This window comes from Pseudomonas sp. CFBP 8771 (assembly GCF_014841695.1).
In the GTDB taxonomy this organism is placed as follows: Bacteria; Pseudomonadota; Gammaproteobacteria; order Pseudomonadales; family Pseudomonadaceae; genus Aquipseudomonas; species Aquipseudomonas baltica.
In genome coordinates this window covers 54,464-68,314 of record NZ_JACYUJ010000004.1, presented here as the reverse complement: position 1 = coordinate 68,314, position 13,851 = coordinate 54,464, and the positions used below count along the sequence as shown (strand labels likewise).

At 64.0% G+C, this 13,851-nt stretch carries 12 protein-coding genes; 8 read left to right on the top strand and 4 right to left on the bottom strand.

All coding sequences use genetic code 11. From position 1 onward, the window contains the following. Positions 1-111: 111 nt before the first annotated feature. Together ptsP and IFT80_RS10155 are read right to left on the bottom strand one after the other, a co-directional pair. Entirely contained in the window at positions 112-2,391 is a 2,280-nt protein-coding gene (gene ptsP, locus IFT80_RS10160) for a phosphoenolpyruvate--protein phosphotransferase (protein ID WP_043191774.1), read from the bottom strand. A gap of 22 nt (positions 2,392-2,413) precedes the next feature. Further along, complete coding sequence (locus tag IFT80_RS10155; protein ID WP_043191776.1) at positions 2,414-2,893, bottom strand: RNA pyrophosphohydrolase; 480 nt, start codon at positions 2,891-2,893, stop codon at positions 2,414-2,416. A gap of 140 nt (positions 2,894-3,033) precedes the next feature. Here IFT80_RS10155 and IFT80_RS10150 point away from each other — a divergent pair, with 140 nt between their 5' ends. Continuing rightward, positions 3,034-3,687, top strand: a complete 654-nt coding sequence (locus tag IFT80_RS10150; protein ID WP_185794840.1) for a histidinol-phosphatase — start codon at positions 3,034-3,036, stop codon at positions 3,685-3,687. Positions 3,688-3,950: 263 nt separating this feature from the next. Here the strand turns inward: IFT80_RS10150 and IFT80_RS10145 are convergent, their stop codons facing one another. Both IFT80_RS10145 and ilvA read right to left on the bottom strand, forming a co-directional pair. Next, positions 3,951-4,397, bottom strand: coding sequence for a DUF2269 family protein (locus tag IFT80_RS10145; RefSeq protein ID WP_185794839.1), 447 nt, complete (start codon positions 4,395-4,397; stop codon positions 3,951-3,953). A gap of 171 nt (positions 4,398-4,568) precedes the next feature. Then, positions 4,569-6,083 carry a threonine ammonia-lyase, biosynthetic gene (ilvA, locus tag IFT80_RS10140; RefSeq protein WP_185794838.1) on the bottom strand — a complete coding sequence of 505 codons (1,515 nt, stop codon included), beginning with the start codon at positions 6,081-6,083 and terminating at the stop codon, positions 4,569-4,571. Positions 6,084-6,220: 137 nt separating this feature from the next. Here ilvA and rpiA point away from each other — a divergent pair, with 137 nt between their 5' ends. The 7 genes from rpiA (at position 6,221) to IFT80_RS10105 (ending at position 13,716) form a co-directional block, all read left to right on the top strand. Next, positions 6,221-6,898 carry a ribose-5-phosphate isomerase RpiA gene (rpiA, locus tag IFT80_RS10135; protein WP_192137498.1) on the top strand — a complete coding sequence of 226 codons (678 nt, stop codon included), beginning with the start codon at positions 6,221-6,223 and terminating at the stop codon, positions 6,896-6,898. 306 nt (positions 6,899-7,204) lie between these two features. Beyond that, entirely contained in the window at positions 7,205-8,455 is a 1,251-nt protein-coding gene (locus IFT80_RS10130) for an SfnB family sulfur acquisition oxidoreductase (protein WP_192137497.1), read from the top strand. 20 nt (positions 8,456-8,475) lie between these two features. Beyond that, positions 8,476-9,681: an SfnB family sulfur acquisition oxidoreductase gene (locus IFT80_RS10125; protein ID WP_192137496.1), complete on the top strand. Its 1,206-nt coding sequence runs from the start codon at positions 8,476-8,478 to the stop codon at positions 9,679-9,681. Next, positions 9,681-11,039 (top strand): LLM class flavin-dependent oxidoreductase, encoded by a 1,359-nt coding sequence (locus IFT80_RS10120; protein ID WP_192137495.1) that lies wholly within the window; start codon positions 9,681-9,683, stop codon positions 11,037-11,039. Before IFT80_RS10125 ends, IFT80_RS10120 begins: the two co-directional genes overlap by 1 nt. 118 nt (positions 11,040-11,157) lie before the next feature. Continuing rightward, positions 11,158-11,949 carry a MetQ/NlpA family ABC transporter substrate-binding protein gene (locus tag IFT80_RS10115; RefSeq protein ID WP_122480623.1) on the top strand — a complete coding sequence of 264 codons (792 nt, stop codon included), beginning with the start codon at positions 11,158-11,160 and terminating at the stop codon, positions 11,947-11,949. A gap of 2 nt (positions 11,950-11,951) precedes the next feature. Continuing rightward, positions 11,952-13,082, top strand: a complete 1,131-nt coding sequence (locus IFT80_RS10110) for a methionine ABC transporter ATP-binding protein (RefSeq protein WP_192137494.1) — start codon at positions 11,952-11,954, stop codon at positions 13,080-13,082. Then, positions 13,072-13,716: a methionine ABC transporter permease gene (locus IFT80_RS10105; protein WP_192137493.1), complete on the top strand. Its 645-nt coding sequence runs from the start codon at positions 13,072-13,074 to the stop codon at positions 13,714-13,716. Before IFT80_RS10110 ends, IFT80_RS10105 begins: the two co-directional genes overlap by 11 nt. Positions 13,717-13,851: the final 135 nt, after the last annotated feature.

Sequence of the window (13,851 nt, the reverse complement as noted above, 5' to 3'; positions counted from 1 at the left end):
TAGGGATACAGAATCTACCGTAGGAGCGGTCTTCGGCCGCGAAACGAGCACTGCGGTGCTTCATTTGATCTGCAGGGATGCCATTGCGGCCTTGACCGCTTGCAGCACGCCTCAATGCTTCTTCGGCGTGCTCGGATTGATCATCCGCGACAGGCCCAGGTTCTTCAGGGCCAGTTGCAGCGAGCTGTGGATAACTTGCGGGTTGTCGATCTTGCTCAACTGCGCCAGCAGCTCCTTGGCCTTGCTCAGGTTCACCTGGCGCAGCATCCACTTCACCTTGGGCAGGTTGGTGGCGTTCATCGACAGGCTGTCGAACCCCATGGCCATCAACAAGATCGCCGCCGCCGGATCGCCAGCCATCTCGCCGCAGATACTCACCGGCTTGCCTTCGGCATGCGCCTCGGTGACCACGTGCTGCAACGCCTGCAGCACAGCCGGGTGCAGGTAGTCGTAGAGATCGGCCACGCGCGGGTTGTTGCGGTCCACGGCCAGCAGGTACTGGGTCAGGTCGTTGGAGCCGACCGAAAGGAAATCGACCTGCCGCGCCAGTTCCTTGGTCAGGTACACCGCTGCGGGAATCTCGATCATCACCCCCACCGGCGGCATCGGCACGTCGGTGCCTTCGTCGCGCACCTCGCCCCAGGCCCGGTGGATCAGGTGCAGAGCTTCTTCCAGCTCATGGGTGCCGGATATCATCGGCAGCAGGATACGCAGGTTGTTCAGGCCCTCGCTGGCCTTGAGCATGGCGCGGGTCTGCACCAGGAAGATTTCCGGGTGGTCGAGGGTCACGCGGATACCGCGCCAGCCCAGAAACGGGTTTTCCTCCTTGATGGGGAAATACGACAGCGACTTGTCACCACCGATGTCCAGGCTGCGCATGGTCACCGGCAGGGGGTGGAAGGCCGCCAGCTGCTCACGGTAGATCGCCAGTTGTTCCTTCTCGCTGGGAAAGCGCTGGTTGATCATGAATGGCACTTCGGTGCGGTACAGCCCCACACCCTCGGCGCCGCGTTGCTGGGCACGGGCCACATCGGCCAGCAGGCCGGTGTTGACCCAAAGCGGCATGCGGTGGCCGTCCAGGGTCACGCAGGGCAGCTCGCGCAAAGCATCGAGGCCCAGCGCCAGTTGCCGCTCTTCCTCGACCACATCGGCAAATTGCTTGCTGAGAATGTCGCTGGGGTTGGTGTAGACCTCGCCATGGTAGCCATCGACGATCATCTTGATGCCGTCGACCTTGGAATACGGCAGGTCGACCAGGCCCATGACCGTCGGAATGCCCATGGCACGCGCCAGAATGGCGACGTGGGAGTTGCCCGAGCCCAATACCGACACCAGGCCCACCAGCTTGCCTTCCGGCACCTCGCCGAGCATTGCCGGCGACAGTTCTTCGCTGATCAGGATGGTGTTATCGGGGTAGACCAGGGTTTGCTGACGCGCCTCCTGCAGGTAGGCCAGCAGGCGCCGCCCCAGGTCCTTGACGTCGGAGGCGCGCTCGCGCAGATACGCGTCGTCCATCAATTCGAAGCGGTTGACGTGCTCGGTGACGACGTGGCGCAGCGCACCCTGGGCCCACTGCCCGGTCTTGATCACGTTGGTCACTTCGCTGCCCAGCGAAGCGTCGTCGAGCATCATCAGGTAGACGTCGAACAGGGCCCGCTCTTCGGGGCGCAGCTGCGTGGCCAGTTTCGCCGACAGGGTGCGCATGTCGTTGCGCACGCCTTCCAGGGCGTTCTGGAACAACGCCAGCTCGGCATCGATGTCGCTGACGCTCTTGTCGGGCACCACGTCCAGATCGGCCGGCGGCAGCATCACCACCGCGGTCCCGACCGCCGCGCCGGGCGAGCCGGGCACGCCGACGAAACGCGCTTCCTGGATGCCCTTGCCCTGGCGCCCCAGGCCGCGGATCGAACCGGTGGCTTCGGCGTGGGCGATGACGCCCGCCAGTTGCGCGCTCATGGTGACCAGGAAGGCTTCTTCGCCTTCGTCGAACTGACGCCGCTCCTTTTGCTGGATCACCAGCACCCCCACCACACGCCGGTGGTGGATGATCGGCGTGCCGAGGAACGACGCGTAGCGTTCTTCACCGGTTTCGGCGAAGTAGCGATAACGCGGGTGGCCGGCGGCATTTTCCAGGTTGAGCGGTTCTTCGCGCGTGCCCACCAGGCCCACCAGGCCTTCGTTGGGGGCCATGCTGACCTTGCCGATGGAACGCTTGTTGAGGCCTTCGGTGGCCATGAGGACGAAACGGTTGGTTTCCAGATCCAGCAGGTACACCGAGCAGACCTGGCTGCCCATGGCTTCCTTGACGCGTTGCACGATGATCCCCAGCGCCGACTTGAGATCCTTGGCGGAGTTGACTTCCTGGACGATCTTGCGCAGCGTATTGAGCATGGCTCGGGGTCGAACTCCGTCGTCAGTCGCGCGAAAGAAGGCGCGGGGCTAGCTCTTTGAGCGCGCGTCTGTAGACCTCGCGCTTGAATGTCACCACCTGGCCCAGCGGATACCAATAGCTGACCCAGCGCCAGCCATCGAACTCGGGCTTGCCGGTCAGGTCCATGCGCACGCGCTGCTCATTGGACACCAGGCGCAGCAGGAACCACTTCTGTTTCTGGCCGATGCACAGCGGTTGGCTGTGCGTACGCACCAGGCGTTGGGGTAGACGATAACGCAACCAGCCGCGGGTGCAGGCAAGTATTTCAACATCCTGGCGTTCCAGCCCGACTTCTTCATTCAGCTCGCGGTACAAGGCCTCTTCCGGCGTTTCCTGAGGGTTGATACCCCCTTGCGGGAATTGCCAGGCGTCCTGATTGATACGCCGAGCCCATAGCACCTGACCGGCGTCATTGGTAAGAATGATGCCAACGTTAGGGCGAAAACCATCGGGGTCGATCACGGCAACAACCTCGTAAACGCATGTTCTGGCATTGTTCCACAAAGCCTGTGAAGGCAGCAACGACGCCGCGTAGCTTATGTGCACGCATGTGAAAAGTCCGTATTCTGTGGGCCTTTTCCTTACTTCATGCGAGTCATTTCATGCGCCTGGCCCTCTTCGACCTCGACAACACGCTGCTCGGCGGCGACAGCGACCATGCCTGGGGCGACTATCTGTGCACACGCGGCATTCTCGATGCCGACACGTACAAGGCACGCAACGATGAGTTCTACGAGGATTACCTGGCCGGCCGCCTGGACCTGAATGCGTACCTGGATTTCACCCTGGAAATCCTCGCGGCGACCGACGTGGCGCAACTGGATGAATGGCATCGCGAATTCATGCGCGATTGCATCGAGCCCATCATGCTGCCCAAGGCCGCGGCCTTGCTGCAACAGCATCGCGATGCGGGTGACAAGCTGGTGATCATCACTGCTACCAACCGCTTCGTCACCGGACCGATCGCTGCGCGGCTTGGGGTGGAGACCTTGCTGGCAACCGAAGTCGAAATGGTTGACGGCCGCTACACCGGGCACAGCTTCGACGTGCCGTGCTTCAAGGAAGGCAAGGTGACGCGTTTGAATCGCTGGATGGAGGAAAACGGCTACGACTTGCAGGACAGTTATTTCTACAGTGACTCGATGAATGACCTGCCTCTTCTAGAGCAGGTCACCCATCCGGTGGTGGTGGACCCGGACCCACGCCTGCATGAAGAAGCCAAACGCCGCGGCTGGAAAGAAATCTCCCTGCGCTGATAGCTGCTAACTGTAGGGGCGGGTTCTGCCCGCGAAGAATGCGCTGCGCTTTGTCTGATACACCGCGGCGCTCTTTTCGCGGGCAGAGCCCGCTCCCACAGGGATCGGGACCAACCGTAGGAGCGGTCATCGGCCGCGAAGAATGCGCTGCGGTTTGTCTGATACACCGCGGCGCTCTTTTCGCGGGCAGAGCCCGCTCCCACAGGGATCGGGACCAACCGTAGGAGCGGTCATCGGCCTCGAAGAATGCGCCTCGGTTTGCCTCAGGCAGGCTTGGTCACCATCAAGCCGATGATCGACAGCAGCACCACCACTGCAACGGTCGCGATGATCAACACATTGCGGCGCTTGGCCGCAATTACGCCTTCGTTCAACCCAGTCGCGAAGCGCAGGCGGTTCACCCGGTTGATCAGCAGCAACCAGACCCCTCCGCCGATCACATACAGCACCGCAGCGGTGAGAATCCAGGTTTGCCCCAAAGGCCAACCGACCCTGTGCACCAGCCACCATCCCGTGACGGGAAAGCTCACCAGGCTCAGGGCCATGACCAGCCAGGCATACACCCAGGGCCGTTGCAGGGTGCTGGCGAACGGTAGCCGGTCGCCGCCCTTCCAGCTGCGCCAGGCTCGGTAGATGACGGCCGCCACACTGCCCAGCAGCACAACAGTGGCAGCGACGTGGAATATTTTCAGAACCGCCAGGCTTTCCATGACGCGTGATCCCCGTGGGCCATTACGATGCATCATCGACAAGCGTAGCAGCCATCGAGTTCAGCGCAGCGAGACCTACCCCTGTAACAACTGGCACACCCCATCGCCCCTGTGGGAGCGGGCTCTGCCCGCGAATGGCACACCGCGGACTCAAGCCGGTGCACCGCATCACTACCCCAGGAACAACTTGTACGCCGGATTATCCGTTTCATCCCAGAACGGGTAGCCGATCTCGGCCAGCGCGCCGGCTACCAGATGGCGTTCATCCTCGGGCACCTGCAACCCAGCCACCACACGCCCATCGGCGGCGCCATGGTTGCGGTAGTGGAACATCGAGATGTTCCAGCGCCCGCCCAGCTTGTCGAGAAAGTTGAACAGTGCCCCCGGACGCTCGGGGAACTCGAAGCGCAGCACCATCTCGTCACTGACCCTGACCGCATGGCCACCGACCATATGGCGAATGTGCAGCTTGGCCAGTTCGTTGTCGGTCAGGTCCAGCACCGGGAAGCCATGCGCCTCGAGGGTCTGCAGCAGCACCGCGCGCGGGTCCCGCTCGGGATGGGTCTGCACCCCGACGAAAATGTGCGCTTCATGGCCGGTGTGGTAGCGGTAGTTGAACTCGGTGATCTGCCGTTTGCCGATGGCCTCGCAGAACGCCTTGAAGCTGCCCGGACGCTCGGGGATGGTCACCGCGATGATGGCCTCACGGCCCTCGCCCAGCTCGGCTCGCTCGGCCACGTGGCGCAGCCGATCGAAGTTGACGTTGGCGCCCGAATCGATCGCCACCAGGGTCTGCCCCGACACGCCTCGGGCCTCGACGTACTTCTTGATCCCGGCGACCCCGAGCGCGCCCGCAGGCTCGGTGATGGAACGGGTGTCGTCGTAGATGTCCTTGATCGCCGCGCAGATCTCGTCGGTGCTGACGGTGATCACCTCGTCCACGTGGTCCTTGCAGATCTCGAAGGTGTAGTGACCGATCTGCGCCACCGCCACGCCATCGGCGAACAGCCCGACCTGCGGCAGCACCACGCGCTCCCCAGCGTGCATGGCCTGCTGCAGGCAGTTGGAGTCGTCCGGCTCGACGCCGATGATCTTGATGCCCGGCCGCAGGTATTTGACGTACGCGGCAATGCCGGCGATCAACCCGCCACCGCCCACCGGTACGAAGATCGCATCGAGATCGCCCGGATGCTGGCGCAGAATCTCCATGGCCACGGTGCCCTGCCCGGCAATGGTGTAGGGGTCGTCGTAGGGATGGATGTAGACCATGCCCTGCTCGTCCACCAGCTTGAGCGAGTGGGCCAGGGCTTCGGCAAACGAATCGCCATGCAGCACCACGATGCCGCCGCGCGAGCGCACACCTGCGATCTTGATTTCGGGGGTGGTGTTGGGCATCACGATGGTGGCCTTGATGCCCAGCTCGCGCGCCGCCAGCGCCAGGCCCTGGGCATGATTGCCGGCCGACGCGGTGACCACGCCGCATGCTGCTTCCTGCGCGGTGAGCTGCGACAGCTTGTTGTAAGCGCCGCGAATCTTGAACGAGAACACCGGCTGCAGGTCTTCGCGCTTGAGCAGAATCTTGTTGTTCAGACGCTCGGACAGCTGCCCGGCGGGCTGCAAAGGGGTTTCCACCGCGACGTCGTAGACGCGCGAGGTGAGGATCATCTTTACGTACTGTTCGAGCATGGCAGACATCACTGACGATAACGGGCGGGGCCGATGAGTCTAAGCCAACGACCACCGCAAAACCAAGGTTTTGCCCTTATAATGCGTGGCTTCGGGGCCGCAACCACTAGAGCCCCAACTGCCGCTGCGGAGCTTGCATGACCCAGGACCAACTCAAACAGGCCGTCGCCCAGGCTGCCGTGGATTTCATTCTGCCCAAGCTGGGCGAAAAGAGCGTTGTCGGTGTCGGCACCGGTTCCACCGCCAATTGCTTCATCGATGCGCTGGCCCAGCACAAGAGCGCCTTCGACGGCGCCGTGGCCAGCTCCGAGGCAACCGCTGCGCGGCTCAAGGGCCATGGCATCCCGGTGTACGAACTCAACAGCGTCGGTGACCTGGAATTCTATGTCGACGGCGCCGATCAAAGCGACGAGCACCTGAACCTGATCAAGGGCGGCGGCGCTGCGCTGACCCGCGAGAAGATCGTCGCTGCCGTGGCCACCACCTTCATCTGCATCGCCGATGGCAGCAAGCTGGTGCCGGTGCTGGGCGAGTTTCCACTGCCGGTGGAAGTCATTCCCATGGCCCGCAGCCACGTCGCGCGCCAGTTGGTGAAGCTGGGCGGCGACCCGGTCTATCGCGAAGGCGTGGTGACCGACAACGGCAACATCATCATCGATGTGTACAACATGCAGATCACCGACCCGGTGGCGCTGGAAACGCAGATCAATGCCATCGTCGGCGTGGTCACCAACGGCCTGTTCGCCGCTCGCCCGGCCGATGTGCTGCTGCTGGGCACTGCCGAAGGCGTAAAGACCCTCACCCGCCCCGCCTGACCCTCTATTGTGGGAGCGGAGGCGGGCGGCGAAGGACACACTGCGGCGTCCCTGACACACGGTAGTTTGTGGGAGCGGGCTCTGCCCGCGAAGAACACGCTGCGCTGTACCTGACACACTGCTGCGCCCCTTTCGCGGCCATCGGCCGCTCCTACATGACATGGCTGGGGTGAAAAACCCATCTATCCATATTCCCAATCGTTAGTTCATTTAAACTTAACAAACGATTAGGGTATATACACCGGACCACCGGACCTGCGTACACCCAAGCAAGGCGACATACGCCGTGCATGACGTGAGGACGGTATGGTCACCCACTCGATTTCCCGCGAACACTCCCAAACCTTGCCGGCCGACGACGGCCCGGCGCTCGTGCCCCCGCAGATACTGCGCAATGACCTCGACGCGCTCGACGCCGCGCAAACCCTCGCCGCCAGCGCCCGTACCCATGCCGCCCGGCGCGACCAGCACCGCGAGCTGCCCTGGCAACTGATCGAGCAGTTCACCGCGAGCGGCCTGGGCAGTATCACCGTGCCACGTGCCTTCGGCGGCCTGGACGTCAGTTTCGAAACCCTGGCCGAGGTGTTCCGTCTGATAAGCGCCGCCGATCCGGCCCTGGGGCAGATTCCGCAAAACCATTTCGGCATCCTGCAGATGCTTCGCGGCACCGCCACCGCGCACCAGCAGCAGACGCTGTTCAGCGCCGTGCTGCAAGGCGCGCGCATCGGCAATGGCGGCCCCGAACGCGGCACCCGCGACACCCTGGAGATCAAGACTCGCATCGTCCGCGACGGAGACGACTGGCAGATCAGCGGACAAAAGTTCTACTCCACCGGCGCGCTGTTCGCCCACTGGGTAGCGGTCAAGGCCGTGGATGAGCACCAACGCCTGGTCATGGCCTTCGTGCGGCGCGGCACACCCGGCCTGCAAATCATCGACGACTGGTCTGGCTTCGGCCAGCGCACCACCGCCAGCGGCACCGTGGTGCTGGAACACGTGCAGGTGCCCGACACCCATGTCGTAGAGATCTGGCGCCAGGCGCAGCAACCGAACATTCAGGGCGCCGTATCGCAACTGATGCAAGCGGCCATCGACGCCGGCATTGCCGCTGCGGCCATCGACGACACCATCGCCTTCGTCCGCGAGAAATCCCGCCCGTGGATCGACGCCGGGGTCGAGCGCGCCAGCGACGACCCTTTCGTGATCGCCGATATCGGTCGCCTGAAGCTGGAACTGCACGCGGCCCAGGCACTGCTGCGCAAGGCCGCGCGCGTGCTCGACCAGACTCGCCACGCGCCCGTGGACGCCACCTTGGCAGGCCAGGCGTCGATCGCCGTGGCCGAGGCCAAGGTGATCACCACCGAAATCGCCCTGCACGCCAGCGAAAAGCTCTTCGAGCTGGCCGGCAGCCGCGCCAGCCTCGCCGAGTTCAACCTCGACCGTCACTGGCGCAATGCCCGCGTGCACACCCTGCACGATCCCGTGCGCTGGAAATACCACGCTATCGGCGCCTACCACCTGAACGGCAGCCTGCCTGCGCGCCATTCCTGGATTTGACCAGACCGCTGGAGATCAGCATGAGCTCATTGCCCCACCCCCTCGACGGCGTCGCATTGATCGCCAACGACCAACAGGCCCTGGACGTTGCCCGCCAACTGGCTCCCCTGTTGCAACGCGACAGCGCCCTGCGCGACCGCGAACGGCTGTTGCCCCATGGCGAACTGGCGCTGTTCTCGCGCTCTGGCCTGGGCGGCATCAGCGTGCCCAAGGCATTCGGCGGAGCGGCTGTGTCCAACGTCACCCTGGCCCAGGTCATTGCCTTGCTGGCCGCCGCCGACGGCTCGCTGGGGCAGATCCCACAGAATCATTTCTATGCCCTGGAAGTCCTGCGCATCAACGGCAGCCCGGCGCAGCAAAAGCGCCTGTACGCCGACGTGCTGGCAGGCCAGCGGCTGGGTAACGCCCTGGCGGAACTGGGCACGCGAACCGCCCATGACCGCACCACGCGCCTGACCCGCGACGGCGACGGTTTGCGCATCAATGGTCGCAAGTTCTACGCCACCGGCGCGCTGTATGCCCAGTGCATTCCTACCTCGGTGGTCGATGAACAGGGCGTGCAACAACTGGCTTTCGTGCCCGCCGACAGTGCCGGTGTACAGGTCATCGACGATTGGAGCGGCTTCGGCCAGCGCACCACGGGCAGCGGCTCGGTGGTGTTCGACAATGTCTGGGTCAGCGCCGACGCCATCGTGCCGTTTCAAAGCGCGTTCGAACGGCCCACCACGGTCGGCCCGTTCGCGCAGATCCTCCACGCCGCAATCGACACCGGCATTGCCCGCGGAGCGTTCGAGGACGCCTTGCAGTTCGTCCGCACCCGCACTCGGCCATGGATCGACGCCACCAGCGACAAAGCCGTGGAAGACCCGCTGTCACTCAAGAGTTTCGGTCATCTGGCCATCCGTCTACACGCTGCCGAAGCCTTGCTCGAACGCGCAGGCGAAGTGCTCGACCAGGCGCAGGCCGAGCCCACCGCCGAAACCGTCGGCGCCGCCTCGATCGCCGTTGCCGAAGCCCGCGCGCTCAGTACCGAAATCTCCCTGGCCGCCGGCAGCACCCTGTTCGAGCTGGCCGGCAGCCAGGCCACCCTGGCCGAGCACGGCCTCGACCGGCATTGGCGCAATGCCCGCGTACACACCCTGCACGACCCGGTGCGCTGGAAGTACCACGCCATCGGCAACTACTACCTCAACGACCAGCTACCACCACGCCGGGGGACGATCTGATGAGCAAGAAACAGATCCTGCTCAACGCCTTCAACATGAACTGCGTGGGCCACATCAACCACGGCCTCTGGACCCATCCGCGCGATACCTCCAGCCAGTACAAGACCTTGGAGTACTGGACCGAACTGGCCCAGTTGCTGGAGCGCGGCCTGTTCGACGGCCTGTTCATCGCCGACATCGTCGGGGTCTACGACATCTATCAGGACTCGGTCGACGTGACGCTGAAGGAGTCGATCCAGCTGCCGGTCAACGACCCGTTGCTGCTGGTCTCGGCCATGGCCGCGGTTACCCGCCACCTGGGTTTCGGCCTGACCGCCAACCTCACCTACGAGGCGCCGTACCTGTTCGCCCGGCGCCTGTCCACGCTCGATCACCTGACCCGTGGCCGGGTGGGCTGGAACATCGTCACCGGGTACCTGGACAGCGCCGCCAAGGCCATGGGCCTGACCCACCAGGTGGAGCACGACCGTCGCTACGATCAGGCCGACGAATACCTGCAGGTGCTGTACAAACTCTGGGAAGGCAGTTGGGAGGACGATGCCGTGATCGAGGACCGCGAACGGCGCATCTATGCCCAGCCGGAAAAAGTCCACAAGGTAGAGCATGAAGGCGAGTTCTACCGGGTCCAGGGTTACCACCTGTGCGAACCCTCACCGCAGCGCACGCCGCTATTGTTCCAGGCGGGCAGTTCGGCACGCGGCCTGCAGTTCGCCGGTCAGCACGCCGAATGCGTGTTCATCAGCGGGCAGAACAAGCAGGCCACCCGCGCTCAGGTGGACAAGGTGCGCGACGCAGCCCGCGCGGCCGGCCGCGACCCGCAGGCGGTGAAAGTCTTCATGGGCCTGACGGTCATCGTCGCCGCCACCGAGGCGCAGGCCCGGGCCAAGCATGACGAGTACCGCAGCTACGCCAGCGCCGAGGCCGGTGTCGCCCACTTCGCCGCCTCTACGGCAATCGACTTCGCCCGCTACGAACTCGACGAGCCCATTGAGTACGTCAAGGGCAATGCCATCGAGTCGGCCACCAAGACCTTGCAGAACAACGACTGGACCCGGCGCAAGCTGCTCGATCAGCACGCCTTGGGCGGGCGCTACATCACCTTGGTCGGTAATCCGGAACAGGTCGCCGACGACCTTGAAGCCTGGATCGTCGAGACCGGCCTGGACGGTTTCAACCTGACCCGCACGGTGACCCCGGAAAGCTACGCCGACTTCATCGACCTGGTGATTCCCGTGCTGCAGGCACGCGGTTCGTACAAGACCGCCTATGCCCAGGGCACGCTGCGCGAAAAAGTCTTCGGCCAAGGCCCGGGGCTGCCTGAAGGGCATGCTGGCTTCAGTTACAAGCGCGGTGCCTGATCGGGCCTCTTCGCGGGAAGCCCGCTTCCACAATCAACGAGCGCACGCTCATGTGGGAGCGGGTTCTACCCGCGAAGAGGCCACCCCAAACAACACAATAAATCACTGGAAACCCAACATGCTCAAACCCACCTTGCTCCTCGCCCTCACCCTCCTCGCCGGCCTGGCCCATGCCGCCGATGACAAGCCGCTGATCGTCGGTACCACCGCCGCGTTCGCCATCCCCCTGGAAAGCGCCGTGGAGGAAGCCAAGAAACAGGGCCTGCCCGTCAAGCTGGTGGAATTCACCGACTGGATCGCACCCAACGTCAGCCTGGCCGCCGGCGACATCGACGTGAACTACTTCCAGCACATGCCGTTCCTGGAAAACGCCAATACCCAGGCCGGGACCGATCTGGTGCCGTATGCGCCGGGCATCATCAACAACGTCGGCCTGTATGCCAAACGCTACAAAAGCTTCGACGAACTGCCCAAGGGCGCGACCGTCGCCATTGCCAATGACCCGATCAACAGCGGCCGAGGCCTGCAACTGCTGGCGAAGGCTGGCTTGATCACCCTCAAGCCGGGGGTTGGCTACAAGGCCACCGAAGAGGACATTCTCACCAACCCCAAAAACCTGAAGATTCTCCAGGTCGAGGCGGTGCAGTTGGTGCGCGCCTACGATGACGCCGACCTGGTGCAGGGCTACCCGGCCTACATTCGCCTGTCCAAGACCTTCGACGCAGGCTCGGCGCTGCTGTTCGATGGTCTGGATCATCCTGAATACGTCATCCAGTTCGTGATCAAGCCCGAGCGCAAGGACGATCCGCGCCTGGCCAAGTTCATCGACATCTACCAGCATTCGCCGGTGGTGCGCGCCTCGCTCGACAAGGTCAACGGCAAACTCTACCAAGTCGGCTGGAAGGAGTGAGCATGCCCACCACCAATGTGCAACGCAGGCTGGCCGCTACCGCCGGCATTGCCCGGCCTGCCGAGCCGCTGGAACTGCATCCACAACTGGCCAATGCGCTGGTGCGTTTCACCGGCGTCGGCAAGACCTATGAGGGCGCCCAGGGCCCCGTGCAGGCGCTGCAGGGCATCGACCTGACCATCGAGCGTGGCGAAGTGTTCGGCATCATCGGCCGCAGCGGCGCTGGCAAGTCGTCGCTGATCCGCACCATCAACCGGCTTGAGCAGCCCAGCAGCGGGCGCGTGCTGGTCGATCAGGTGGACATCGGCGAGTTCGACGAGGACCGCCTGGTGGCCCTGCGACGGCGCATCGGCATGATCTTTCAGCACTTCAACCTGATGTCGGCGAAAACCGTGTGGCAGAACGTCGAGTTGCCACTCAAGGTCGCCGGTGTGCCCCAGGCCGAGCGCTGGCGCAAGGTCGGTGAACTGCTCGAACTGGTTGGCCTGCAAGGCAAGCGCGACGCCTATCCGGCGCAGTTGTCCGGCGGGCAGAAGCAGCGTGTCGGCATCGCCCGGGCGCTGGTGCACGACCCGCAGATTCTGCTCTGCGACGAAGCCACCTCGGCGCTGGACCCGGAGACTACCGAGTCGATTCTCGCCCTGTTGCGCGATATCAACCAGCGGCTGGGGCTGACGGTCATCCTGATCACCCACGAAATGGCCGTTATCCGCGCCATCTGCGACCGCGTGGTGGTGCTCGAAGGCGGCCAGGTGGTTGAGCAGGGCCCGGTGTGGCAGGTGTTCGGCAACCCCCAGCATGAGGTCAGTCGGACCTTGCTGGCCCCGCTGCAACACGGCCTGCCCGAGGAACTGCGCGCCCGTCTGCGCAGCACGCCTGCAACGCCTGGCGCAGCGCTGGTACTGCGACTGCGCGTGACCGGGGCACAGGCCGGCGAGGCGGACCTGTCGTCGTTGTTCAACCTGCTGGGTGGCCAGGTCAGCCTGCTGCAGGGCGGTATCGAACGGATTCAAGGTCGCGCACTGGGCAATCTGGTCGTGGCGGTAAGCAATTCGCCCCACGACCGCGAGCATCTGCTGCAACGCGCCGGGCAATGGGCACAACGAGTAGAGGAGCTGGGCTATGTGGTTTGATCGTCTGTTGCAGGGCGCCCTGGACACCTTGCTGATGGTGGGCGTTTCCTCGTTGATCGCGCTGCCCGTGGGCGTGGTGATGGCCGTGGTGCTGGTCACCAGCGACCGTGGCGGTATCTACCAGGCGCCCGCGCTGAACCGCGTGCTGGGCGCGTTCGTCAACCTGTTCAGGTCGGTGCCGTTTCTCATTCTGATGGTGGCGCTGATCCCGTTCACCCGGTTGATCGTCGGTACCACCTATGGCGTGTGGGCGGCCGTGGTGCCGTTGACCATCGCTGCGACGCCGTTCTTTGCGCGCATTGCCGAGGTCAGCCTGCGCGAGGTCGACCATGGCCTGGTCGAAGCCGCGCAAGCCATGGGCTGCCGACGCTGGCACATCGTCTGGCACGTGCTGCTGCCCGAAGCGCGACCGGGCATCGTGGCCGGCTTTACCATCACCTTGGTGACCATGATCAATTCATCGGCGATGGCTGGTGCGATCGGTGCCGGCGGGCTAGGCGACATCGCCTACCGCTATGGCTACCAGCGATTCGACAGCCAGATCATGCTCACGGTCATCGTGTTGCTGGTGGCCCTGGTGACCCTGATCCAGTTCGGCGGCGACCGATTGGCGCGGGTGCTCAACAAGCGCTAGTCGCGGAACCGAGATGCGCCCTTCGCGGCCGCTGACCGCTCCTACGGGGGATAATGTCCTGCGTAGGAGCGGTCCGTGGCCGCGAACGCCACGCTGCGGTATCTCAGACGGAGCACCCTACTTTCTTTTGCCCAA